At 76.5% G+C, this 22,807-nt stretch carries 20 protein-coding genes; 10 read left to right on the top strand and 10 right to left on the bottom strand.

The annotated features are described in order from the left end of the window. Positions 1–116: 116 nt before the first annotated feature. On the top strand, positions 117–608 hold the full coding sequence (locus ACFY0O_RS24290) for a VOC family protein (protein ID WP_388949878.1): 492 nt from the start codon (positions 117–119) through the stop codon (positions 606–608). Here ACFY0O_RS24290 and ACFY0O_RS24285 read toward each other — a convergent pair. Next, positions 605–1,327 (bottom strand): NAD-dependent deacetylase, encoded by a 723-nt coding sequence (locus ACFY0O_RS24285; protein WP_388949875.1) that lies wholly within the window; start codon positions 1,325–1,327, stop codon positions 605–607. The genes ACFY0O_RS24290 and ACFY0O_RS24285 overlap by 4 nt on opposite strands. 201 nt (positions 1,328–1,528) lie before the next feature. On the opposite strand from ACFY0O_RS24285, the gene ACFY0O_RS24280 reads away from it, so the two are divergent. Further along, the gene (locus tag ACFY0O_RS24280; protein ID WP_388949872.1) at positions 1,529–1,972 is read left to right on the top strand and encodes a hypothetical protein; all 444 of its coding nucleotides are present in this window, start codon (positions 1,529–1,531) and stop codon (positions 1,970–1,972) included. A 22-nt stretch (positions 1,973–1,994) separates the two neighbouring features. Continuing rightward, positions 1,995–2,837, top strand: a complete 843-nt coding sequence (locus ACFY0O_RS24275) for a GNAT family N-acetyltransferase (protein WP_388949869.1) — start codon at positions 1,995–1,997, stop codon at positions 2,835–2,837. A gap of 77 nt (positions 2,838–2,914) precedes the next feature. Here the strand turns inward: ACFY0O_RS24275 and ACFY0O_RS24270 are convergent, their stop codons facing one another. The 4 genes from ACFY0O_RS24270 to ACFY0O_RS24255 all read right to left on the bottom strand — a co-directional run bounded on the left by ACFY0O_RS24270 (position 2,915) and on the right by ACFY0O_RS24255 (position 5,158). Continuing rightward, complete coding sequence (locus tag ACFY0O_RS24270) at positions 2,915–3,358, bottom strand: subtilase-type protease inhibitor (RefSeq protein ID WP_388949866.1); 444 nt, start codon at positions 3,356–3,358, stop codon at positions 2,915–2,917. Between the two features lie 264 nt (positions 3,359–3,622). Next, complete coding sequence (locus ACFY0O_RS24265) at positions 3,623–4,093, bottom strand: Crp/Fnr family transcriptional regulator (RefSeq protein ID WP_388949863.1); 471 nt, start codon at positions 4,091–4,093, stop codon at positions 3,623–3,625. Between the two features lie 98 nt (positions 4,094–4,191). Next, a complete protein-coding gene (locus ACFY0O_RS24260) occupies positions 4,192–4,830 on the bottom strand; it encodes a hypothetical protein (protein WP_388949860.1) in 639 nt (212 codons plus the stop codon). Positions 4,831–4,855: 25 nt separating this feature from the next. Further along, positions 4,856–5,158 carry a hypothetical protein gene (locus tag ACFY0O_RS24255; RefSeq protein WP_388949858.1) on the bottom strand — a complete coding sequence of 101 codons (303 nt, stop codon included), beginning with the start codon at positions 5,156–5,158 and terminating at the stop codon, positions 4,856–4,858. Positions 5,159–5,383: 225 nt separating this feature from the next. Between ACFY0O_RS24255 and ACFY0O_RS24250 the strand changes: the two genes are divergently transcribed. Beyond that, on the top strand, positions 5,384–7,324 hold the full coding sequence (locus ACFY0O_RS24250; protein ID WP_388949856.1) for a glycoside hydrolase family 5 protein: 1,941 nt from the start codon (positions 5,384–5,386) through the stop codon (positions 7,322–7,324). Between the two features lie 114 nt (positions 7,325–7,438). Next, positions 7,439–10,168, top strand: a complete 2,730-nt coding sequence (locus ACFY0O_RS24245) for a DNRLRE domain-containing protein (protein WP_388949853.1) — start codon at positions 7,439–7,441, stop codon at positions 10,166–10,168. Positions 10,169–10,268: 100 nt separating this feature from the next. Here the strand turns inward: ACFY0O_RS24245 and ACFY0O_RS24240 are convergent, their stop codons facing one another. Beyond that, positions 10,269–10,724 carry a hypothetical protein gene (locus ACFY0O_RS24240; protein WP_388950055.1) on the bottom strand — a complete coding sequence of 152 codons (456 nt, stop codon included), beginning with the start codon at positions 10,722–10,724 and terminating at the stop codon, positions 10,269–10,271. Between the two features lie 92 nt (positions 10,725–10,816). Here ACFY0O_RS24240 and ACFY0O_RS24235 point away from each other — a divergent pair, with 92 nt between their 5' ends. Continuing rightward, positions 10,817–11,110 (top strand): hypothetical protein, encoded by a 294-nt coding sequence (locus ACFY0O_RS24235; RefSeq protein ID WP_388949852.1) that lies wholly within the window; start codon positions 10,817–10,819, stop codon positions 11,108–11,110. A 17-nt stretch (positions 11,111–11,127) separates the two neighbouring features. Here ACFY0O_RS24235 and ACFY0O_RS24230 read toward each other — a convergent pair whose 3' ends face one another. After that, a complete protein-coding gene (locus ACFY0O_RS24230; RefSeq protein WP_388949850.1) occupies positions 11,128–11,565 on the bottom strand; it encodes a hypothetical protein in 438 nt (145 codons plus the stop codon). Between the two features lie 295 nt (positions 11,566–11,860). Between ACFY0O_RS24230 and ACFY0O_RS24225 the strand changes: the two genes are divergently transcribed. After that, positions 11,861–13,318 carry an MFS transporter gene (locus tag ACFY0O_RS24225; RefSeq protein WP_388949847.1) on the top strand — a complete coding sequence of 486 codons (1,458 nt, stop codon included), beginning with the start codon at positions 11,861–11,863 and terminating at the stop codon, positions 13,316–13,318. A gap of 53 nt (positions 13,319–13,371) precedes the next feature. Further along, complete coding sequence (locus tag ACFY0O_RS24220) at positions 13,372–14,118, top strand: peptidoglycan-binding protein (RefSeq protein ID WP_388949846.1); 747 nt, start codon at positions 13,372–13,374, stop codon at positions 14,116–14,118. Positions 14,119–14,188: 70 nt separating this feature from the next. On the opposite strand, the gene ACFY0O_RS24215 is transcribed toward ACFY0O_RS24220, so the two are convergent. Then, a complete protein-coding gene (locus tag ACFY0O_RS24215; RefSeq protein WP_388949844.1) occupies positions 14,189–14,932 on the bottom strand; it encodes an SDR family NAD(P)-dependent oxidoreductase in 744 nt (247 codons plus the stop codon). A 135-nt stretch (positions 14,933–15,067) separates the two neighbouring features. Between ACFY0O_RS24215 and ACFY0O_RS24210 the strand changes: the two genes are divergently transcribed. Further along, complete coding sequence (locus ACFY0O_RS24210; RefSeq protein WP_388949842.1) at positions 15,068–16,147, top strand: RNA ligase (ATP); 1,080 nt, start codon at positions 15,068–15,070, stop codon at positions 16,145–16,147. Positions 16,148–16,297: 150 nt separating this feature from the next. Beyond that, positions 16,298–17,215, top strand: a complete 918-nt coding sequence (locus tag ACFY0O_RS24205; protein ID WP_388950052.1) for an NADP-dependent oxidoreductase — start codon at positions 16,298–16,300, stop codon at positions 17,213–17,215. Positions 17,216–17,682: 467 nt separating this feature from the next. Here ACFY0O_RS24205 and ACFY0O_RS24200 read toward each other — a convergent pair whose 3' ends face one another. Further along, positions 17,683–20,955, bottom strand: coding sequence for a poly(A) polymerase (locus ACFY0O_RS24200; protein WP_388949839.1), 3,273 nt, complete (start codon positions 20,953–20,955; stop codon positions 17,683–17,685). Beyond that, positions 20,955–22,763, bottom strand: a complete 1,809-nt coding sequence (locus ACFY0O_RS24195; protein WP_388949836.1) for an RNA ligase family protein — start codon at positions 22,761–22,763, stop codon at positions 20,955–20,957. Before ACFY0O_RS24195 ends, ACFY0O_RS24200 begins: the two co-directional genes overlap by 1 nt. Between the last annotated feature and the right edge of the window lie 44 nt (positions 22,764–22,807).

Below are 22,807 nucleotides of genomic sequence, written 5' to 3'. Positions count from 1 at the left end.
CGGGTGAAAGTACGGACCGGCCCCGCGCCCACCGATGAGTTTCGGGCGCGGGGCCGGTCCGTATGTGAGGGAAGGCCGGCCGGCCTTCCCTCACGCACCCCCTGGAGGCAGCTGCCATGACCGGTAACGGCTTCACCACATGCCTGTGGTTCGACGGCGACGCGGAGGCCGCCGCCGCCTACTACCTCTCCGTCTTCAAGGACGGCCGGATCCTGCGCACCGCCCGCTACACCGAAGCGGGCCCGGGCCCGGCCGGAGAGGTGATGGTCGTCGAGTTCGAGATCAACGGCCAGCGGTTCATCGGACTCAACGGCGGCCCCCAGTTCCCCTTCACCGAGGCCATCTCCTTCCAGATCCACTGCTCCGACGAAGCCGAGGCCGACTACTACTACGCCGCGCTGACCGGTGACGGCGGCCAGGAGTCGGCCTGCGGCTGGGTCAAGGACCGGTTCGGGGTCTCCTGGCAGGTCATCCCGCCCGGCGCCATCGACCTGATCAGCGACCCGGACCCGGGCCGGGCGGCCCGCGCCACCACCGCGATGATGCGGATGAAGAAGCTCGACGTGGCGGCCATGCGCCGCGCGGCCGACGGGGAGGACAGCGCCTAGGCGAACCGGGCCAGGAGGGCCGGGAGGGCGGTGCCGATCGGTTCGCAGATCACCTCGGCGGCCAGGGAGTCGTACGGGGTCTCCTCCGCGTTGACGATGATCAGCCGCGCCCCGGCCTCGGCCGCCATCCCGGCGAGGGAGGCCGCGGGCTGCACCTGCAGGGTCGTCCCCACGGCGATGAACACCTGGCAGCCCTTGGCCACGGCCACCGCCTGCGCCAGCACCTCCGGATCCAGCCGCTCCCCGAACATCACGGTCGCCGCCTTGAGGATCCCCCCGCACACCGCACAGGCCGGATCGGGCTCCCCGGCGGCGACCCGGGCCAGGGCCTCGTCCATCGCCGAGCGGGCGTGGCAGGCCGTGCACACCACCGACCGGGCCGTCCCGTGCAGCTCGAACACCTTCCGCTCGGGCATCCCGGCGAGCTGGTGCAGCCCGTCCACGTTCTGCGTGATCACCCGCACCGGGGTGCCGGAGCGCTCCAGTTCCGCCACCGCCGTGTGCGCCGCGTTGGGCCGGGCCCCGAGGGCCCCGATCTCGGCCCGCATGAGCCAGGAGCGGCGGCGGACGTCCGGATCGGCCATGTAGTACTCGTACGTCACGAGCTTCTCGGCCTCCGGATCCCGCCGCCACAGACCCTGCGGCCCCCGGTAGTCCGGGATGCCGGAGTCGGTGGACATCCCGGCCCCGCTGAACACTGCGACAAGCTGCTTCCCCATGCGCCGACCCTAGACAGCGCCCGCCCCGGCCCGCGAACGATTTGCGGCCGCCCGCCCCCGGCGGCCGGCCCGCGCGGGCGAGCATCCGGGGCCGGTCGGCGCAAGCGGAGGGGCGTTTCTGCGGTGAATCTCCACGTCCACCGGAGTGAGAACCGGCCGCGCCCCCGGCAGACGGGGCGGGCCGCCGGTTACATACCGGACATGACGCTCACCCCACACCGCTCCGGCGCCCTGCTGCTCGCCGCCGTGTCCGCCCTGATCACCCTGGTCGCGTCGTCGGCACCGGCGGCCGCCCTCGCCGATCCGCAGCCCCGCCGGCTCCATAGGCACACCACGGAGGAGATCACCCGCTTCCTGCGGGGCTTCTACGGCAGCCACGGCCCCTCGGAACAGGACCGGGTCAACCGGGTCTCACAGCTGCTGAAGGACAAACAGGCGCACTTCCCGGAGACCGACGTCCTGCTCTGCCGCCCCGGCACCCCGCAGTCCGTCACCGTCGGCCCGGCCACCGCCGCCCCGTCCGCCTTCGTCGGCTGGGCCACCGTCACCACCACCTGGCCGTCCGGGGTCACCGACACCTTCACCGCGTACGTCCGCACGGACTCCCGCCCGATCACCCTGGACGACGTGATCTGCGCGGGGTGAATTCCGGGGTAGAACACCCGGCATGACACGTTTCGAGATCACCGGCGCGAGCGCCGCCGACATGGAGATGCTGCGCACCTGGGCCGACGCGGAAGGCTGGAACCCGGGGGACAGCGACCGCTTCGCCTTCGCGGTCGCCGACCCGGACGGCTTCCTCGTCGGCCGGCTCGACGGGGATCCGGTCGCCTGCATCTCCGCCGTGCGCTACGGCCGCGGCTTCGGGTTCATCGGCTTCTACATCGCCCGCCCCGACATGCGCGGCCGGGGCCACGGCATCCGGCTGTGGCGGGCCGGGATGGAACGGCTGGGCGGACGGCTCGTCGGCCTGGACGGGGTGGTCGAACAGCAGGACAACTACCGCAAGTCCGGCTTCCGTTCCGCCTGGACGAACATGCGCTACCAGGGCACCCCGGAGCCCGGGGGCGACCCGGGGGTGGAGATCGTGGACGCGGCCTCGCTGCCCTTCGCCCGGATCGCCGCCTACGACCGGGCCTTCTTCCCCGAGGCGCGCGACGCCTTCCTCTCGGCCTGGACCTCCCTGCCCGGCCGGACCGCCCTCGCCGCGCTCCGCGACGGGCGGATCGAGGGCCTCGGCGTGGTGCGCCCCTGTAGCTCCGCCGCGCGGATCGGGCCCCTGTACGCGGCGACACCGCAGGTGGCGGCCGCCCTGGTGCGGCGGCTCGCCGGGCACGCCCCCGGCGGGGAGGTGGCGGTGGACGTGCCCGACGTGAATCCGGCCGCGGCCGCCGTGGCGGCGGGGCTGGGGCTGGTCCCGGCGTTCGAGACCGCCCGCATGTACACCGGTCCGGCGCCCGAGCTGGACCTGTCCGGGCTGTACGGGGTCACCAGCCTCGAACTGGGCTGACGGGCCGGGGCCGCGGGGGCCGGGCGGCGGTCGGCGGCGCCGCCCGGCCGCTCCGCGGGGCCGTCGGCCCGCGGGGCTCAGATGCCGAAGAGCACGCCGGTGCTGCTGCGCAGCCCGCAGGGGTTGCCGAAGGTGTACGTGTAGCTCATCCGCTTGCCCTGCCACACCCCGTCGGCGGTGACCGTCACCGGGTTCCACTCCCGGGTACAGGCGGCGTCGGGGCGGGGGGCGGCGAGGGCGTCCAGCGAGGCCGAGTTCGCCTTCAGCTCGGCGCAGGCGGCGGCGGGCGAGGGGTGCGTCCCGCCCGGGCGCGGCGCGCACACGAGGGTCACCGCGCGCAGGACGGTCCCGCCGGCGGCGTCCTGACCGGCCGTCACGCTGACCACGAGCGCGGAGGGGGCGTACAGGCTCTGCGTTCCGGCCGGTGCCGCGTCGGCGGCTCCGGTACCGGCCAGGGCGGTGAGGGCGGTGAGCGCCATTGCTCCGGAGGCCAGTCCCAGGCTCCTGGTGATGGACCGCATTTCGAACACTCCTCGGGTCGGTGTTTCGGATAGCGGACGCGAGTCTTGCCCATCCGGGGTGTGAACGCCCGTTCGTACCGCCATTTCTCGTCACGGTTCGTGAGCGCATGAGTGCAGTCCGCAGCGACCTCCGTGGTCGTGACCTGTGAAGGAGGGATTCCGGGAATCGGCCGAACACCTTCCCCCAGCGCGGCCGGTGTGGGGCCGGTGTGGCGGGTGGGGAGTGCCTCCGGGCGTCCGAAGGCGTCCGGAGAGGTCCGGGAGTCAGCGGGTGGGGGTGGGACGTGGGGCGTAGAGGTCGAGGAGGCGGGTGCGGGTCTGCTGGAGCCGGACCGCGAGGATCCGCCCGACCCAGTGGCCGATGGCCGAGCCGAAGGCGGGGTCGGCGTCCATCAGCATCCGCACGGCCGCCCCGTCGAACTCGTAGGCCCGTACCGGGGTCATGGCCTCGGCGCTCAGCTGCCAGGTGTACGGCGGGAACAGCCAGGACCAGCCGACGAGCTCGCCGGGCCCGAGGCTCTCGACGGACACGGCGCCCCGGTGCCCGCCGGAGGGGAGCGGGACCTCCAGGGTCACCGTGCCGGAGCGCACGATCCAGAAGGACTCCGCCCGGGCGCCCTCGTCGAAGATCCGGGCGCCCTCGGGGAAATTGACCTCACGTGCGTAGGACATCAGTCGGCCGCGGTGTTCGGCGGACAGTACGGCGGCGATCCGGATGGGGGAAGGTGTGCTCACGACGGCCTCCGTTCAGGACCCCCCGCAACCTTCTGGTCCCCCCAGTGTCGCCGACCCGGGCCGGAACGCGTCACACCTCGGCCCAGGCGGGCCGCCCGTCAGCGCTCCGGGCCGCCGGGCGGGCCCGGTGACCGGCCCGTGAGCCAGCCGGCGATCCGGTCCTTGTACTCGCGGCCGACGTGGGGGCTGTCGCGCAGCACGATCTCCTCCAGGTGCCGCAGGACGTTCTCCGAGCGGTCCGGCCGGGGGACGGCGAGCACGTCGACGCCCCGCTCGCCCGTCGAGCACGCCAGGTACACGCCGCCGTCGAGCGCCATCATGCCGAAGCCCGGGTGACCCGCGCGGATGCCGAGGAACGCCGAGGCGGCGCCCCGGCCCATGACGTCCCAGTGCTCCAGGAGCCGGACGCGGGTCCAGAGCCAGGGCGCAACCACCCCGCCGCCGTGCAGCTGCCGCACGGCGGCCTGGTGCGTCCGCGTCCCCTGCGGGAGCTGGACGAGGAACTCGCGCCGCTCGTCGAAGAGGCCCGAGGCGACGGCGAGGCCGTACCAGTCCTCGTTGAGCCGCTCGACCAGCCGTGGGGTGCCGTACCGGTGGGAGAAGGAGCCGGACACCTCCTCGGTGCGGTAGCCGGTGACGAAGGGCATCGTCCCGTCCGGCACGGCGTCCGGGATCACCTCGAGCCCGGCCCGCCGCAGCGACCGGTACACCTTCCGTTCGCGTTCCCGGGCACCCATGGGTCACCGTTCTATCAGGGACCCCTCAATCGTCGGCGTTGGCCTCCAGGCAGGCCAGCTCCATCGCGTCGAGCACCGCCTCGTGGCTGCGTCCGCTGAGCTCGGCGACGTTCTCGATCTGGGCCGTCGCCCAGGCGGCCAGGGTCATCACCAGCACCCGCAGCCCGTCCGTGCCGTGCTCGGCGAGGATCGCGTCGGCCACCGCCATGGCGTCCTCGGGCACCCGCTCCGCGGGCTCCAGCCCGGCGAGCCCCCGCAGCATCGTCAGCGTGCGGCGGGAGATCTCCGGGGTGATCCCCGCCAGCCGCATGTCCTCTTCCTCGTCCATCAGCCCCGCCCTCCGGTCCCTTCGCCCGACCTCTCAGGGCACGGTAGAGCGGTGCGGGCCCGGGCGGGGCGGTTTTGCCGGGGGTCACCCGCGGAGCGGGCCGCGCGGGCCCGCACGGTCGACGCCCGCGCCCGGGCGTGCAGGAGCCTTCCCCCCGGTGCGACCGGCCGGTAACTTGTCCGCCGCAGCCGCCCGGACGAGGCGGCCGGAACGGGCGGGAGCCAGATGAAGAGCCTCGTACGGGTGCTGCTTGGCGTGCTGCTCCTGACCGGCGGTGCGGTCCTGCCCGCCACCGCCGCGCCGGCCCGGGCCGCCGTACCGCCCGCCCTTGCCCCCGCCCAGGCCGCCGCCCCGGCCGCGGACCCCGCGCCGTGGACGCCCCCGCTCTCCACCCGGGGCCGCTACGTCGTCGACGCCCAGGGCAACCGCTTCCGCCTGCGCTCCGGCAACTGGGACGGCGCCCAGGGCTCCTGGAACGGCTCCGGGGACATCGCCGACCCCGCGAACCACCACGCGGGCCAGGACTCCCACGGCATCCCCCTCGGCCTGGACCGGGTGCCCCTGCCCACGCTGCTCGCCGATTTCCGCGCACTCGGGCTGAACAGCGTCCGCCTGCCCTTCTCCAACGAGATGCTGCACACCACCGCCCCCGTCCCGGACGCCGCCGTCGCCGCCAACCCGGCGCTGCGCGGCCGCACCCCGCTCCAGGTCTACGACGCCGTCGTCTCCGCCCTCACCGACGCGGGATTCGCCGTCATCCTCAACAACCACACCGGAACCACCCGCTGGTGCTGCGGCCTCGACGGCAACGAGCGCTGGAACAGCACCCGTTCCACCGCCCAGTGGGCCGACGACTGGGTCTTCCTGGCCCGCCGCTACCGCGACAACCCCCGCGTCGTCGGCGCCGACCTGTACAACGAGGTCCGCCGCGACACCTGGGACGACCCCAACTGGGGCCTGGGCGACGGCCACGACTGGCAGGCCGCCTCCGAGGAGGCCGCCGACCGAATCCTGACGGAGGCCAACCCGAACCTGCTCATCGTCGTCGAGGGCATCAACTGGACGGGCATCCCCGCCGACGGCCTCCCGCACGGCCGCCCCGCCCTCACCCCCGCCCGCACCCTCTCCCACACCCTGGTCGTCTCGAACAAGCTGGTCTACTCGGCCCACTTCTACGGCTACACCGGCCCCCACCACAGCGGAGCCACCGGCCTCGGCGAGACCCACGACCCCCGCTACCAGGACATGAGCCGGGCCGAGCTCGAACGGGCCCTCTACGACCAGGCGTTCTTCGTCTCCGCCGAGACCGGCACGCACTTCACCGCCCCGGTGTGGATCAGCGAGTTCGGCATCGGCGCCGACGAGACCGGCGCCGCCCCGCGCACCTGGTTCCAGAACATGACCGGCTACCTGGCCGCCTCCGACGCCGACTTCGCCTACTGGCCCCTGGTCGGCTGGAGCACCACCGCCCAGGGCGCCCCCGGCGGCGACAGCTGGGCGATGCTCCGCTACGACGGCGCCGGCCGGCGCCGGGGGGTCCTCGACACCGGCGACTGGCGCACCGCCCCGTGGACCGCCCTCACCTCGGCCGCGGGCCGCACCGGGCCGGTGCCGGCCACCCCCGCCTGGTACCAGCTCAGCACCGACCACCGGGACCAGAACGCCTCCCTGCTCACCCGCGCCGCCGGGGACTGGGACAGCGGCGCCCGCAAGGCCGTCTGCCCCGACGGCGCCCGCCTGGCGGGTCTGAGCCACACCGGCGGGCGCGGGCTGTGCTCCACCTCCGACCTGCGCGCCCCGGGCGGCGGCCAGACCGTGGTCCGCGACGAGAGGTACGTCCCGGCGGGCGGGGACTGGGCGGGCGGCTACACCAAGCTCCAGTGCCCGGCCGGACAGTTCCTCACCGGCTACAGCCTGCGCGGCGACCGGGTCTCGGCGGCCCTGTGCGCCCCGGCCCGCGTCCCGCTCGCCGGAGCCGGCCGCACGGTGTGGTTCGACCGGGGCGACGCCCGCCCGGCCGGCAACCCGGGCGGGGACTACGCCTGGGGCCACTTCAAGGGCCAGTGCCTGCCCAGCGAGTACGCGGCGGGCATCGCCTTCACCGCCCGGGTCGGCTTCCGCCCCTCCCCGGCGTCCCTGCTGTGCCGGGAGCTGCCCGCCGGCTGAGGGTGCCGGCCCGCCGGCCGTTCGGCATGCGATGCGTCAAGTCTGGTGAACTGCACGGGAATTCGACCTATGGTGCGCCCGTACGGACAACGGACACACCGAACTGGGGGGTTCATGCGCAGATCCAGAGGGCCGGCAGTCGCCCTCGCCCTGTCCCTGGCCGGCACCGGGGCGCTCGTGGGGCTCGGGCCCGTCCCGCAGGCCGCGGCCGTCACCCCGCCCGTGGCCTTCACCGCCGACGCGCTGCCCACCTGGCAGCCCAACGGCATCGTCTGGGCCCTCGCCGAGGCCGGGGGCACCGTCTTCGTCGGCGGGACCTTCTCCGCCGTCCGGCCGCCGGCGGGCGGGGCGGGCGGTGAGCGGTCGGCGGTGAACTTCGCCGCCCTCGACGCGGCGACCGGCGCCCCGACCTCCTGCACCCTGTCCTTCACCGTCGGCAGCGGTACCGCCACCGTCCGCGCCCTGACCCTGTCGCCGGACAAGAAGACGCTCTACGCGGGCGGCTACTTCGGCGCCGTCAACGGCACCCCGGTCTCCAGCATGGCCGCCATCGACGTGGCCACCTGCACCGTGAAGCCGTCCTTCCGCCCCGCCTTCGCCGCCACCGTACGGGCCATCGCCGCCACCGGCGACACCGTCTACGCGGGCGGCGACTTCCTCACCGTCAGCGGCCAGGCGAGGCGGCGCTTCGCCGCGGTGGCCGCGGCGGACGGCGCGCTGCGCCCCTTCACGGCCGACGCGGACGAGCCGGGGCGCGCCGTCGAGGTCACCCCGGACGGCAGGAACGTCCTGCTCGGCGGCGACTTCTTCACCGTCAACGGGACGAACACGCACGCCCTGGCCGTCGTCGACTCCGCCACCGGCGCCCTCACCAAGGGCTACCCGGGCTTCATCGAGACCAACTCGGTGGTCAAGGACATCGCGACCGACGCCACCGGCTTCTACACGGCCAACGAGGGCACCGGCGGCGGGGTCTTCGACGGCCGCATCGCCCTCGACCTCTCCGACTTCGACCAGCGCTGGCGCGACACCTGCCTCGGCGCCACCCAGGCCGTGCTGCCGTACCAGAACGTGCTCTACAGCGCCTCGCACGCGCACGACTGCTCCAGCGTCGGCGAGTACCCCGACGGCCGGCGCCACCACCTGCTGGCGCAGCCCACCACCAGCGTGGGCAAGCTGGGCTGGGCGCCCGACACCAACGACGGCGTCGGCGAGGGCATCGGGCCGCGCGTGATGACCGTCGGCGCCAAGAACGGAACGCCGTACCTGTGGGTGGGCGGTGAGTTCACCACCGTCAACGGCGCGGCCCAGCAGAGCCTGACGCGCTTCTCCTCCACCGGCGACACGGGCGCCCCGACGGTCCCGCTGGCCAGCGCGGCGAGCATGAAGCCCGGCGAGGTGCGGGTGCGCTGGCGCACCAGCCTGGACCTGGACGACAGCGCGCTGACCTACCGGATCTACCGCAACGGCGCGGCGGCCCCGATCGGCACGGTCACCGCCGACTCCCTGTTCTTCAAGCGGCCGCAGACCTCCTGGACCGACACCACCGCCCAGCCCGGCCAGTCGTACACCTACCGGGTGACGGCCACCGACGCGGCGGGCAACACCAGCGCCCTGTCCGCCCCGGCGAGCGTGACCGTGCCGACCTCGCCCGAGGCGTACGCGAACCAGGTCCGGGCGGACGGCGCCCAGTTGTACTGGCGCTACGACGACACCGTGCTGCCGTACGTGGCCGACTCCTCCGACGGCGATCAGGCGGGCGTGGACGAGAACGGCCCGGCCCTGCGCCAGAGCCCGGGGGCGGTGGCCGGCGCGAGCACGGCGATCGGCTTCAACGGCACCGACGCGCACGTGTACGGCGACCGCCGCCAGACGGTCGGCGCCACGTACAGCATCGAGACCTGGTTCAAGACGAACACCACCCGCGGCGGCAAGCTGATCGGCTTCGGCAGCCAGCAGATCAACGGCAGCGGCCAGTACGACAAGCACGTCTACATGACCGACGACGGCCGGTTGGTCTACGGGGTCTACACCGGCGCCACCCGCACCGTCACCACCGCCGCCGCCTTCAACGACGACAAGTGGCACCACGTCGTCGCCACCCAGGGCCCCGGCGGCATGACCCTGTACGTGGACGGCGTCCAGCGGGGCACCCTGAACGTCACCACCCACGAGAACTACACGGGCTACTGGCGCGTCGGCTTCGACGGGCTCGGCGGCTGGCCGAACCGCCCCACCAGCGAGCACTGGGCGGGACAGCTGGACGAGACGGCCGTCTACCCGACCGTCCTGAGCGCGGCGCAGGTGCAGAACCACTACGCCCTCGCCTCCGCCCCGGCGGACTCCACCGTCCAGATCACCGCGGCCGAGGACACCTACGCCAACGCGGGCGCCCCGGACGCCAACTACGGCACCTCCGGCTCCCTGGCCGTCCGCGGGACCTCCCTGTACACCAGCTACCTGCGCTTCGCCCTGCCGGCCGCGCCGGCGGGCAAGGTGCTCAAGTCGGCCACGCTCAGCGTGAAGACCAGCACCATGGCGGGCGCCGGCACCACGGACACCGTCTCGGTGGTCCCGGTCACCGGCGCGTGGACGGAAGCGGGGACCACGTACGCCAACCGGCCCGGCACGGGCGCCCCGGCGCTGGGCGCGTTCCCCGGGATCCCGGACGGCTCGGCGGTCCACACCGCCGGGCTGAACACCGCCGCCGTGGCCGGCGCGCTGGGCGGCTCCTACAGCCTGGCGCTGACCAGCGCCGGGACCGACGCCCTGTGGCTGTGGTCCTCGGAGGCGGCGGCGGCCGAGGCGACGCCGCGGCTGACGCTCACCTTCGGCGCGCCGTGAGCCACCCCCTACGCCCGGCGCGGGTGGTGCACGTGCTCCAACGCCCTCCGCCTGCTGCGCCACCGCGACCGGACCGCGGCCGCGCCCGCGCGGGCGCGCCTCACCCTCCGGGGTGGGGCGCGGCCACCTCCAGGAAGCGGCGCCCGCGCGGGCCCCGGTAGACCAGGCAGTCCCAGCCGTGGCGCTCCAGTTCGGCCGCGCAGGCCGACAGGCGCTCCGATTCCTCCCCGGCGGCCCCGCCGCCGGGTGGGCCGACCCAGGTGACCTCGGTCGTCCCCCGCGCCCCCGCGGCCACCCGGTAGCCCGTGCGGCTGCGCCGGCCGTCGGCGTCCACCGCCGAGGGCGGGAAGCCCGCCGCCTCCAGGACGAGGGCCACCGCGCGGGGCACCAGCCGCAGCTCCCACGGGGCGGGCGTGCCGGTGCCGCCCGTCAGCAGGCGGCGGATCTGCAGCAGCCCCTCGTACGCCGTGCGCAGCTCGGCCGCCCGTCCGGGGCCCGGCGGCTCCGCGCCGTCGCCCGTCGCGGGCTCGAAGCCCTGCCCCTGGGGATCCGCCACCACGCCCGCCCTCCGCCGTCTGAGTACCCCGGTCCAACGGCCTGAGTACCCGCGCCGATTCCCCGACCCGCCGCCGCTGCTGGAATGGCGCCATGACTTCGCGATCCCCCCGCCCGCGCCTGCAGCGGGTGACCTGCGCCGGCACCGCCCTCGCCGTGGCCCTCGTACCGCTCGCGGTCGGGATCCTGGCCGCCAAGGGCATGGGCGCCGACCCGCACGCCCCGGTCAACGCCCTCATCAGCAGTGGCGGCCGGCGCGCCGGGCTGCCGCGCGCCGAGTGGAGCCGGCGCGGCCACGGCGCGGTGCGCCGGCTGCGGACGGCCCGCCGGGCCGTCCGCGGCCGCTGTGCGGCCCTCAGGAAGCCGACGGCTCCCGGAACCCGGTGACGGATCGTCCGCCCCGGTCAGCGGCCGTACTGGCCGACGCAGAGGTCGACGATGGAGGGCGGGACCGTCCCCTCCGCGGCGTCGCACAGGTCCTCCCCGCGCGGGACGGGCGGGGCCCCGCGGCGCGGGGGCACGGGCTTGGGGGGCCTGGCGCGGCGGGGCGGGGCCGGCTTCGCCGCGCGCGGGGCGGGCGGGCGGGCCTTGCGGACGGGAGGCGCCGGGGCGGGGTTCGAATCGGGGGAGGGGGCCGGGGCCGGGGCCGGCTCCGGGACCTCGCCCAGGGGGAGGGGCCGGGCCGGCGGGGTGCCGGTGCGGCCGGGGTCCGGGGCGCCGGCGGGCGGTGCGGAACCCCGGGCGGGGCCCGGTGCACCGGGCCCCGGGCCTACGGAGACACAGCCGGCGCTCGCCAGGAGGGCCAGGAGGGAGAGGGGCAGGGCGGCCCGGCGCAACAGCACCCGACCACCATGCCGTAGTCCGGGGCCGTGACGTTCCGACCGTCACGCTTCCGGGTGATGCCGGCGCGGCGGGGGAACCGTCCCGCACCCCTGGAGAACCGATTCTCCACAGGCGGACCGGAAAGCGGCCGGACGGCCGCAGAATGGGCACGAACGCGATCGGCACGGCACGGCAGTGCGGGCGACGGGGGAGGCGCGACCCCCGGGACCTGGTGCCGCCGTGCCACTCCCCCCGGACTCCGTCCGGGGGGACCCCAACCGTCCGCCCGCCTTCACCCCGTACGGAGTGCCGAGCATGACCGAACCAGCCGCGTCCAGCGTTCCCCCGTCCAGCGTTCTCCCGCACAGCGTCCCCCCGCCCGGCACGCCCGAGTACGGTGACCGTCCGGCCAAGGGGTGGGCGGCCGTCGGCGCCGTCTCCCTCGCGATCTTCTGCCTGATCACCTCCGAACTCCTGCCCGTCGGACTGCTCACCGCCGTCGGCGCCGACCTGCGGGTCTCCGACGGCACCGCAGGGCTGATGGTGACCGTCCCCGGGCTCGTCGCCGGCCTCTGCGCGCCCCTGGTCACCGTCGGCGCCGCCCGGCTCGACCGGCGCCACGTGCTGTGCGCGCTGATCGCCCTGATGGCCGTCGCCAACCTCGCCGTCGCCCTCGCCCCCGGCTTCGCCGTCGTCCTGGCCGCCCGGCTGCTCGTCGGCATCGCCGTCGGCGGGTTCTGGGCCATCGCGGGCGGCCTCGCCGTCCGGCTGGTCCCCGCCCACCGTGTCGGCCGGGCCACGGCCCTGATATTCGGCGGCGTCCCCACCGCCTCGGTGCTCGGGGTCCCGGCCGGCACCCTCCTCGGCGAACTCGGCGGCTGGCGGGCCGCCTTCGCGGCCGTCGGCGCCCTCGGCGCGCTCACCGTGGGGGCCCTGCTCCTGCTGCTGCCCGCCCTGCCCCCGGCCGAGCCCGTCACCTTCGGCGAACTGCCCGCCCTGCTGCGGTCCGACGCGGGGGTCCGCACCGGGGTGACCGTGACCTTCCTGGTGGTCACCGGCCAGTTCGCCGCCTACACCTTCGTCCGGCCCATCCTGCGCGACGTCTCCGGCGTCGACGCCGGGCTCGTCAGCACCCTGCTGCTCTGCTACGGCCTCGCCGGAGTCGCCGGCAACTTCCTGGCCGGACCGCGCGATCCGCGCCGTACGCTGCTCACCGTCAGCGCCACCCTCACCGCCGTGCTGGCGCTGACGGCCGTCCTCCCGGGGCCCGTCGCCGGGACCGGTCTGCTGGTGCTCTGGGGTCTGGCCTACGGCGGGGTCTCCGTCAGCCTCCAGGGCTGGATGCTCAGGGCCGCGCCCCACGCCGCCGAGGCCGCGTCCTCGCTGATGGTAGCCATGTTCAACTTCGCCATCGCGGCGGGGGCCCTGGTCGGCGGACTCGCCGTGGACCGCCTCTCGGTGCCCGCCGCGCCGCTGACCGGAGCCGCCCTGATGCTCCTCGCCGCCCTCACGCTGGCCGTGCACCTCCGCCGGCGCGGCCCGGGCGCAGGCATTGCCCCGGGTGCGGGCGCGGAGGCGGGAGAACGGATGGATGGGGCGGATCGGACACTGGGCTTGACCGGACCCGCCCCGGAGGGAAAGAGTCCGCTCAAGAACGACTTCCCGAGCCGCACTTCGGAGACGCCCCAGATGCCGATACCCGTCCGCTCCCCGCTCACTCCGCCGGCCACGGGAGCGGGCCAGGCCCCGGCCGCCCGGCGGCGCAGGGCCTGACCGGCGGGTGGGGGCCGGTGCCGCACCGGCCCCCGACCGTGCCGGGAGACAACGTGTCCCCACACCCCGATGAGAGCGGGCCCGAGCCCGACGACCGCCTGTTCGTCCGCCCCTACGTCGTCGTCCCCCAGGACCCGGCGGCCCCGGCCTACCCCGCCTGGCCGGCGATCCCCGGAGCCGCGCCGGAAGCGGCGGAGGAGTCGACGCAGCCCCTGCCGCGGGTGCCGGCCGCACCCCCGGCCGCCCCGGCGGCCACCGAAGCCCGCCGCGCGCCCGGACGGCGCGCCGGCCGGCTGCCCCTGGCCGCCCTCGCGCTGGTGGCGGTGGCCGCCGGGGCCGGCACGCTGGTGTTCCTGACGGGCGGGCCCGAACCGGAGAGCGATCCGGCCCCGGTCCGCCCGGACGTGGCCCTGCCGGCGCTGCCCGCCCGCAGCCCGGGCGCCGGGGACCCCGAAGTGCGCGCCCAGGCGGCCACGGCGAAGCCCTCGGCTTCCGGGGCCTCGCGCGGCCCCTCCCCGTCCCCGTCCACCGCGAAGCCCTCGACGAGCCCCACCGGCAAGGCGTCGGACGGACCCGCCAAGCAGCCGGGCGGCTCCGGCACCCTGCGCCCGGGCGACAAGGGGCCCGAGGTCCGGGAGCTCCAGGAACGGCTCTACGCGCAGGGGTTCACCTACGTCCGGATCACCGGGGTCTACGACGGCCAGACCAAACGCGGCGTCTCCCAGCTCCAGCACGACCGCGACATCAAGGGCGACCCGAACGGCGTCTACGGCCCCGCGACCCGGGCCGCCTTCGGCTGACGCCCCGAACCGCCGGAACCGCCGGAACCGCGGGGGCCGGGGCCGGAAGCCACCGCCCGGCCCCGATGGGTCAGCGGCCGCCGGAGACCCGGAGGACCGCGCCCGTCGTGAACGAGGCGTCCGGCGACAGCAGCCACGCGATGGCGCCGGCGACCTCCTCGGGCCGCCCCGGCCGCCCCAGCGGGGTCGCGCCGGCCGTGCGGGCAGGGCGGTCCGGGTCGCCCATCGCGGCGTGCATGTCGGTCTCGATGACACCGGGGGCCACGGCGTTGACGCGGACGCCGTCCGGCCCCAGCTCCTTGGACAGCCCGACGGTCAGGGCGTCGACGCCCGCCTTGGTCGCCGCGTAGTGCACGTACTCCCCGGGGCTGCCGAGGGTCGCGGCCGCGGAGGAGACGTTCACGATGGCCCCGCCACCGGCCGCCGCCATGTCCCGTGCGGCCCGGCGGCAGCAGAGCAGGTACCCGAGCAGGTTCACTTCCACCACGCGGCGCAGGTCCTCGGTCCGGGCGTCGGCGAGCCGGCCCAGCGGACCGGTCACTCCGGCGTTGTTGACCAGCCCGGTGACCGGCCCCATGCCGTCCCGGGCCAGGTCGAAGAGGCGCTCCACGTCCTCCTCCCGCGCCGTGTCCCCCCGGACCGTCAGGCACCGCGAGCCCGCCGCCCGTACCCGCTCCGCGACCGACGCGGCGGCCTCCTCGTCGCGCGCGTAGCCAAGCACCAGGTCGTGGCCCTCGGCGGCGAGCCGGACACAGGCCGCCGCGCCGATCCCGCGGCTCCCTCCGGTGACGACGGTGACGGGTCGGCGTTCCATGGCTCCTCCAAGACGTGCTGCGCCGCGGCCGGTTGCCGGGCGCGGCGCAGGCTAACACCCCGATATCCGCTGGACCAGCGGAAATGGCGGCCCCGACAGTGGTCCGGAAATCCGATCCCGAGCAGAGGAGCCGCGATGTCCACCCTGCGCGTCACCGTCGAGGAACTCACCGTCCACGCACACCCGAACGCGGACGCCCTGGAGCTGGCCCAGGTGGGCCTCTACCGGGCCGTCGTCGCCAAGGGCACCTACCGGACCGGCGACTTGGCCCTCTACATCCCCGAACAGGCCGTCCTGCCCGCCGCGCTCATCGAGGAACTCGGCCTCACCGGCCGGCTGGCCGGCAGCTCCGGCGACCGGGTCCGGGCGGTCCGGCTGCGCGGCGAGCTGTCCCAGGGGCTGGTGTGCCGGCCCCGGGCGCTCGACCTGACGGACCTGGAGAAGGCCGCCGAGGAGGGCACCGACTTCGCCGAGGCCCTGGGCATCGTCAAATGGTCCCCACCGGTCCCGACGACGATGAGCGGCGAGGTCGAGGCGGCGCCCGGACTCCTGCCCTGGGTGGACATCGAGAACCTCCAGCGCTACCCGCGGATCTTCGAGCCGGGGGAGCCCGTCGTCCTGACCGAGAAGCTCCACGGTACGGCCTGCCTGGTCACCTACCTGGCCGAGGAGGGCGGCCGGGTCCTCGTCTCCTCCAAGGGCTTCGGCGCACGCGGCCTGGCGCTCAAGGAGGAGGAGCGCAACCTCTACTGGCGGGCCGTGCGCGGCCACGGCGTCGAACGGGCCGCGGCCCGGCTCGCCGAGCGGCTCGGCGCCACCCGGATCGGCGTCTTCGGCGAGGTCTACGGCGCCGGCGTGCAGGACCTGCCGTACGGGGCGCAGGCCAGGGCCGCCGACGCGCCGCCCGGGTTCGCCGTCTTCGACGTCTGCGCCGAGATCGACGGCCAGGTGGGCTGGCTGGACCCGGCGCGGGTGCTGGAGGAGGGCGAACTCCCCCTGGTGCCCCGGCTCTACGAGGGACCGTACGCCCTGGAGACCGTGCTGGAGCTGGCCGGCGGCCGGGAGACCGTCTCCGGGCGGGGCCTGCACCTGCGCGAGGGCGTGGTCATCCGGCCGGCCGCCGAGCGGTACAGCCCCGTCACCGGCGGGCGCGCCATCGCCAAGGCGGTCAGCCCGGCCTACCTGACGCGCAAGGGCGGCACCGAGTACGAGTGAGCGGGCGGCGGGTTCGCGGCGCCGCCCGTGTTGCGCCGGGGCCCGCCGGGCGGTTCGTGGTGGGATGGGGAAGGGGTGGTTCCGCCGGTTCCGCCGGTTCACCGAGAGGGCACACGCATGTCACAGGAACCCCAGGGCGGCCGGCCCACCATGCGGGCGATGGCGTACGAGACGTACGGCGGACCGGAGGTACTGGCCGAGACCAGGCTCCCGGTCCCCAAGGTCGCCCCCGGCGAGGTCCTCGTCCGCGTGCGGTGCGCCGCGGTCAACCCCGTCGACTGGAAGATCATGGCGGGCGGGCTCGACGCCCTGATGGACGCCGTGTACCCGGTGGTCCCCGGCTGGGACGTGGCCGGGACCGTCGAGCGGGTCGGCATCGACGTCCCCGAGTTCGCCGAGGGCGACGAGGTCATCGCGTACGCCCGCAAGGACCACGTGCACGGCGGCACCTTCGCCGAGTTCGTCTCCGTTCCCGTACGGGCCCTCGCGCGCAAGCCCGCCTCGCTCGACTGGCGGCAGGCGGCCGGCCTGCCGCTGGCCGGGCTCACCGCCTACCAGCTGCTGACCCGCCTGGGCACGGGCGAGGGCGACACCGTCCTCGTCCACGGCGCGGCGGGCGGGGTCGGCTCGTTCGGCGTGCAGATCGCCCGCGCCCTCGGCGCCCGCGTGATCGGCACCGCCTCGCCCCGCAACCACGACCGGCTGCGGGAGCTGGGCTGTGAGCCCGTCGCCTACGGGGACGGGCTCACCGAGCGGGTCCGGGCCCTGGCTCCGGAGGGCGTGAGCGTGGTCGCCGACTTCGTCGGAGGGGTCCTGGACGTCACCACGGCCGTGCTCGCCGACGACGGGCGGCACGCCTCCATCGCCGACCCCGAGGTGCTGGGGGCGGGCGGCCAGTGGATGTGGGTCCGCCCCGTGGGCGAGGACCTCGCGGCGCTGGCCCGGCTCGCCGACGAGGGCCGGCTGACGGTCACCGTCGCCGAGACCTTCCCGCTCGCGCGGCTCGCCGAGGCCTTCACCCTCAGCCAGGCGGGCCACACCGCCGGAAAGATCGTCATCGACCTCTGAGCGGGCCGCCCCGGCCGGGCGGGGCGGCGGCCGCCGGCCCGGGCCGGGCGAGAGGTACAGGTGCGGTGACGAGGGCCGGGGCCGTACGGCGAGGAGTCCGGCCGCTGGGCTGGTCCCGCCGGTCCGGTCCGCCGCACTCGTCCGCGCGCCGTGAGCGGCCGGTCCTCCCGGCATGGTGGCCCACACCGCGAAGCGGGGCGTCGCCGTGCCACTCCCCGGCGGGCCGGGCGGACACGGTCGCCGACGCGCATCACCGCGCCGGTCCCGAACGGCGTGAACGCCGCCCGGCCGAGGGCCTGGAGGGCCACGGCCACGGCCACGGCCACGGCCACGGCGAACCGGCGGCCATCCCGGAAGCCGGGTACGGCCGCGGCCATGTCGGCCCGCCGAGCGGCACAGAACCGCACATCGTCGGCCCGGCGCCTGAGCCGGCGCCTGAACCGGACCAACGCGGGCCGGCCGCCGCCTCAGCGCAGGTCCGGGACCTCGCCGCCGTCCGCGTGGGCCACCGTCACCCCCGGCAGGGCCGCCGACCACGGGGCCGTGAGGGCGGCCAGGGCGGCGGCGTCAGGCGGGGCGGACCCCAGGCCCACGGCGTAGCGGGCCAGTGTCGTGGAGCGTTCGAAGGGGCGCGGCCAGGCGTGGACCTCCGGGAGCCCGGTCTCCTCCAGGGCGGCGAGCAGGGCCCGCATCCGGCCCCGGGCGCGGCCCAGGCGCTCCTCGAACTCCCGGTCCGTGTCCGCCCGTACGGTCACCACCGCCCAGGCGGCGTGCCGCCGGTGCGGCGGGGGCACCGGGAGCGGGGCCGCCGGATCCGCCTCCAGCCGTTCCCAGGCCTCGTACAGCTCCCCGAGCAGCAGGTCCCGCAGGCCCGCCCCCACCTGGGCCGTACAGCTGCGGACCGGCGCCGAGGGGGTCAGGACCGTCAGCGGGTCCGGGCCCGGAGCGGCGCCGGCCGCCGGGTCCAGGGACACCGGCTCGCTCCAGTCCCAGGCGGCCCAGGTCCCGAAGAACTCCCGCCGTAGCGCCGCGGGCGACCGGTCCGCGGCCTCCCGTACCGTCCGTGCGGCCAACACCGTCCAGGCCAGCCCGGGCAGGCCCCCAAAGGGTGCCGAGTCCAGTCCTCGGGCCCGCGCCCAGGCCTTGACCTCCCGCGCCAGCCCGGCGAAAGCGGCGTGCTCCGCCCCTACGGCCGCCCGGACGGCCTCGGCGTCGCCGAGCGCGCTCAGCGCCACCGCGGCCGCCTCGCCGAGCTCCGCCCGCCGTTCCACGGCCCGGGCCGGATCCAGCCCGCCGGCCCCGACCACGACCAGGTCCACGTCCAGCCCCGAGGTACGCAGCCGCAGTCCCGGCACGCGCGCCCCCGTCACCTCCCGCAGTCGCTCGGCCTCCGGCAGCGCCGCCGCCACCCGGGCCCGCACCGCCCCGGCGTCGGCCGCCCCCGGCAGCACCGCCACCAGGTCCAGGTCGGCCCCCGGCAGGGCGCAGCCCATCGCCCGCGACCCGGCCGCCCGCACCACCGCCCCGGGCAGCGCCGCCCCGACCCGCGCGGCGATCCACCCGGCGACCCCCACGCCCGTGCCCCCGGCCGCCTCCGCCCCGCCGGGCCGCGCCGCCGCCTCGGGCTCCCGCGCCCCCGGCCCGTCGGACGCCGCCCGCATCGTGTCCGTCCCGTCGGGCTGCGTCGCCGGGTCGGGTTCTCGCGTTCCCGTGGCGTTGGGGTCGGTCGGCCGGCCGTCGGACGTGGCCCGTGCCGCCTGCGGTTCGCGGGGCTGTGCCCCCGCGGCAAGCGCCGGAGCCCGCCGGGCAGTTCGCTTCGCCTCGGGGTGGTCGCTCTGCTCGTCCCCGGACTCCGCCGTCCGCGAGGTCCCGCCGGGCTCCGGCAGCGGGTCGTGGACCCCCGCCGTCCGGGGCGACCGCGGGGCGTGGGGGTCGGTCGCCGTCAGGGGCTGGCCCGGGGCGTCGGAGGGCGTCGCGCCCAGGGGCTGGGCGGGGGCGTCGGAGGGCGTCGTGCCCAGGGGTTCGGCCGGGGCGGTGGGGGGTGGCTGGGGGTCCGTCCACCGCCAGGTGCCCGTGCCGAGTTCCACCACCGCCCGGACCCGCATCGGGCCGTCCCCGCGCCGCGAGAGTACCGCCAGCTCTCCGACCCGGGCCGTGCGCCCGCCCGGTGCGAGCCGCTGTGCGAACTCCCGCCGGGCGCGCTGCGGGTCCGTGCTGCGGCCCAGCGTCAGGTGCGGGGTCCAGCCCGTGGACCGGTCCCGGCAGCCCGGGAAGCGGGCGGCGAGGGCGCGGCGCAGCTCCTGCCAGGGGTCGTCCCCGCCCTCACCCGCCGCCGGGTCCAGCCACAGCACGGCGTCCTCGCGCCGCCCGAAGGAGTGCACGCCGTCCAGCCGGGCGGTGAACGGCCGCCGCTCCGCCGCGGCTTCGGCCAGCAGCGGCAGCGCCCGCGCGAAGGCGGCCTCCGGTACGAAGCCGAACAGCAGGTTGACGTGCGCCGGCCAGCGGGTGACCCCGGGGTCGTGGGCGCGCCGCAGTTCCTCGACGGCCGGATCGTGCGGCGGCAGCCACGCCACCGCCGTCCGCGCGGTCGCCGCTACGCCCGCCGGCGCCTCGGCGGCGTCCCCCGCCCCGTACTCCACGGTGGCCTCCACCCCGAAGTGGTCGGAGACGAACAGCCCGTCCGGCGCGGGGGAGTCGCCCCGCAACCCCGCCTCCCGCACCCGGGCACCCGGGCCGGAGGAGAGCAGGATCCGGTCGATGCGGCCCGCTCGCCCCGTCAGGGAGCCGACCGCGGCGAGCGGATTGGCCCCGGGGTCGAAGGTGGGCGTGTCGTCGCCGGGGCCGTGCACCTCGGTCCAGGCGTCCCGCAGCCCCAGCGCGGCCGCCGGCCCCTCGGCGCCGGTGCGGCCGTCGTTGAAGTCCCCGAGCAGCGCGAGCCCCGCCGCGAGCCCGCCCAGCCCCTCGGCCAGGCGGGCCAGTTCGGCCTCCCGGCGACCGGCGCCGTCCTCGGAGTGGTCGCTGCTGAGGTGCGTCGCGGCGACGGCCAGCGGACCCCCGGCGGTGTCCACGGCGACGGCGGCCACCGCCTTGTGCCGGCCCAGCACGTGCAGCCCCGCCTCCCGCACCGGCAGCCGGCTCAGCACCAGCAGCCCGCTGTCCGCCACGTCCGCGCCGTCCGGATCGGTGCCCAGGGTGTACCCGGCCCGCACCCACGGCTCGGCCAGCAGCACGGCGAGCAGGGCCGGTTCCACCTCCTGGAGGGCGATCACATCGGCGTCGGCCGCCGCCAGGTCCGCCAGCAGCATCGGCCTGCGCCGGGCGGTGGCGATGCGCGGGGCGTCGTACCGGTCCCACAGCGTGTTCCAGGTCAGCAGCCGCACCCGGGCCGGCGGGTACGCGGCCGGACCCGCCTGGACCGGCCGCCAGGCGCCGCCGGCCGGGTCCCAGGCGTGCGGGGTCCGCGCGGTGAAGAAGGGCTCGGGCAGCACCCGGGTGCCGCGCACCCGCCCGGCCGTCGTCGAGTCGATCAGGTCCAGCCCGCCGGCCCGGTCCCACACCAGCTCGCCGTCGGCCTCGACGAACAGCACCCGGTGCCAGGGGATGTCCCCGCCCGGCACGAAGGAGGGCAGCGGCACCCGCTTGGGGGCGGCCCCGCGCTGGAGCAGCCCGAGCGTGAACCGCGCCGGATCGAAGCGGGGGTCCCAGCGGACCTGGTGGTAGAGCTGTTCACTGGTGCGCATCAGAGGTCCTCCCCCTCGGAGGCGGCCGCCAGGGAGCCGGCCGTGTCCTCGACCGTGCCGCCCGCGCCGACGTACCAGGTCCGGTGCGCCTGCCCGGGGTAGGGCGGGCTGAACCGGCGCAGCTGCGCGGCCAGTACGGGCTCCGGCACCGGGTGCGGGCGCACCGCGTTGCGCCGCCGCAGCTCCTCCTCGCCGACCAGCGCCACGACCCGGGTGACCAGGGCGTCCCGGCGCCGCGCGACCGCCCCGGCGAGGCCGCGCTGCTGTTCCGTCAGGGAGGTCGCGTCCCACACGACCGTGCCCCCGGCGGCCAGGGCGCGGTCCAGCCGGTCCAGGCCCTCGCGCAGCACCTCGGGGTTGGCCCGCTGGTCGGCGCGCGCACCCCGGGCCTCGCGCAGGTCGTCCAGGGCGATGTACGCGTCCACCCCCGTCAGGCCGCGCGCGAAGGTGCTCTTGCCGCTGCCCGAGGGCCCGCACAGCTGGACCAGCCTCGGGTACGCCGTCGCGTCCCGCCACCGCCAGGTCGCGGCCACGGCCTCCCCGGCGGCGGCCCCGGCCGAGGCGGCAGAGCCCGCGGAGGCGCCAGAGCCCGCGGAGGCTGCGGAGAGCGCGCCCAGCGCACCCCGGCCGAAGGCCTCGCGGGCCTCCGCCCAGCAGCGGTCGGCGGCGTCGGGGTCCAGGGAGCCCAGCGCCCCGCGCATCCCGGCGCGCAGCGGGCCCAGCGGGTCCGGCCCGAGCAGGCCGGCCTCCTCGGCGCACAGCGCGGACCACTCCACGCACTCGGCCTCCTCCGGCGAAAGCTCCGGAAGGGCCGCCGCCAGGGCGTGCAGCACCCCCAGGTCGGCCGCCGAGGCCAGCCGGACCAGCCCGGCCCGCCGCTCCTCCTCCGGGAAGGGCCTGCGCAGCGCCGGGTACAGCCCCACCAGGTCCGCCACCCGCCGCGCCGTCCGCATCCCGAGCGGCCCCGCCGCGAGCCGGGCCCCGAGGGCGGCCCGCGGTTCGCGGCGCAGGGCGGCGGCCAGGACGCCGGCCAGCCGGGCCTCCCCGGTGCGCCCGGCGCCGTCGAGCCGGGCGGTGACCGCGGCGACGGCCGCCTCGTCCTGCGGGACGGGCGCGGCGTCGGTGCCGAGGGCGGACAGCAGCCCGGCGAGGTCGGGTTCGGCGCCCGAGCGGACGTCCCACAGGGGCGCGGCGGGGCCGAGCCCGTTGACCACCACGGGCGCGTATATCCAGTGCGTGTCCGTCCGTACGTGCCCGCCGCGCACCCACTTGGCCACGTACCGCCCGAAGTCCGCGCGCTCGAAGCCGGCCGTCGTGCGGACCACGTACCCCTCCTGCCGGGAGGTGTCGATCCGCAGCCGGCGCAGCGCGCGTTCGTCGTAGGTCCCGCGCCACAGCACCCGGGGCACGGGGAGGCCGAGACCCCGCAGGAACCGGACGGTGCGATCCCAGTCCAGGCAGTGGTCGCCGTCCCACACCGAGAACGCGTAGAACCAGCTGTCGAGTTCCTCGTAGCCGAGGGAGTGGCGGGCGTACACGTTCTCGCCGCAGATCCGCCGGCCCGCCGGGATCCGCGGCCCGATCCGCCCTTGGAGGGCCTTGACCCAGGCGCGGGAGGGGTGGTGGCCGGAGTCCAGGGAGCGGGCGTGCAGCCCGTCCGCGTAGAGGGTGGTGTTCTCCCCGTCGAGCTTCTCGGTGACCACCACCTCCCGCCCGGCCAGGGCCGCGGTCCCGCCCGCGCGCACGTCGTCCGGCGTGGCTCCGGGAGACCACGGCAGGTGCGCGGTACGGGGGTAGGGGGTACGCATGGCGGACTCCGGCTCGGGGGAGGGGTGTCCGGTCACTGTAGGTA

The organism is Streptomyces sp. NPDC001594, from assembly GCF_042893675.1.
Classification (GTDB): domain Bacteria; phylum Actinomycetota; class Actinomycetes; order Streptomycetales; family Streptomycetaceae; genus Streptomyces.
Note: the sequence above shows the minus strand (reverse complement) of the source record. Positions and strands in the feature narration are given on the sequence as shown.

Coding starts and splice junctions, on each gene's coding strand:
- ACFY0O_RS24225 (WP_388949847.1), top strand. CDS start 11,861: ATGACCGAACCAGCCGCGTCCAGCGTTCCCCCGTCCAGCGTTCTCCCG.
- ACFY0O_RS24250 (WP_388949856.1), top strand. CDS start 5,384: ATGAAGAGCCTCGTACGGGTGCTGCTTGGCGTGCTGCTCCTGACCGGC.
- ACFY0O_RS24270 (WP_388949866.1), bottom strand. CDS start 3,358: ATGCGGTCCATCACCAGGAGCCTGGGACTGGCCTCCGGAGCAATGGCG.
- ACFY0O_RS24275 (WP_388949869.1), top strand. CDS start 1,995: ATGACACGTTTCGAGATCACCGGCGCGAGCGCCGCCGACATGGAGATG.
- ACFY0O_RS24285 (WP_388949875.1), bottom strand. CDS start 1,327: ATGGGGAAGCAGCTTGTCGCAGTGTTCAGCGGGGCCGGGATGTCCACC.
- ACFY0O_RS24195 (WP_388949836.1), bottom strand. CDS start 22,763: ATGCGTACCCCCTACCCCCGTACCGCGCACCTGCCGTGGTCTCCCGGA.
- ACFY0O_RS24205 (WP_388950052.1), top strand. CDS start 16,298: ATGCGGGCGATGGCGTACGAGACGTACGGCGGACCGGAGGTACTGGCC.
- ACFY0O_RS24215 (WP_388949844.1), bottom strand. CDS start 14,932: ATGGAACGCCGACCCGTCACCGTCGTCACCGGAGGGAGCCGCGGGATC.
- ACFY0O_RS24210 (WP_388949842.1), top strand. CDS start 15,068: ATGTCCACCCTGCGCGTCACCGTCGAGGAACTCACCGTCCACGCACAC.
- ACFY0O_RS24280 (WP_388949872.1), top strand. CDS start 1,529: ATGACGCTCACCCCACACCGCTCCGGCGCCCTGCTGCTCGCCGCCGTG.
- ACFY0O_RS24290 (WP_388949878.1), top strand. CDS start 117: ATGACCGGTAACGGCTTCACCACATGCCTGTGGTTCGACGGCGACGCG.
- ACFY0O_RS24235 (WP_388949852.1), top strand. CDS start 10,817: ATGACTTCGCGATCCCCCCGCCCGCGCCTGCAGCGGGTGACCTGCGCC.
- ACFY0O_RS24200 (WP_388949839.1), bottom strand. CDS start 20,955: ATGCGCACCAGTGAACAGCTCTACCACCAGGTCCGCTGGGACCCCCGC.
- ACFY0O_RS24255 (WP_388949858.1), bottom strand. CDS start 5,158: ATGGACGAGGAAGAGGACATGCGGCTGGCGGGGATCACCCCGGAGATC.
- ACFY0O_RS24260 (WP_388949860.1), bottom strand. CDS start 4,830: ATGGGTGCCCGGGAACGCGAACGGAAGGTGTACCGGTCGCTGCGGCGG.
- ACFY0O_RS24245 (WP_388949853.1), top strand. CDS start 7,439: ATGCGCAGATCCAGAGGGCCGGCAGTCGCCCTCGCCCTGTCCCTGGCC.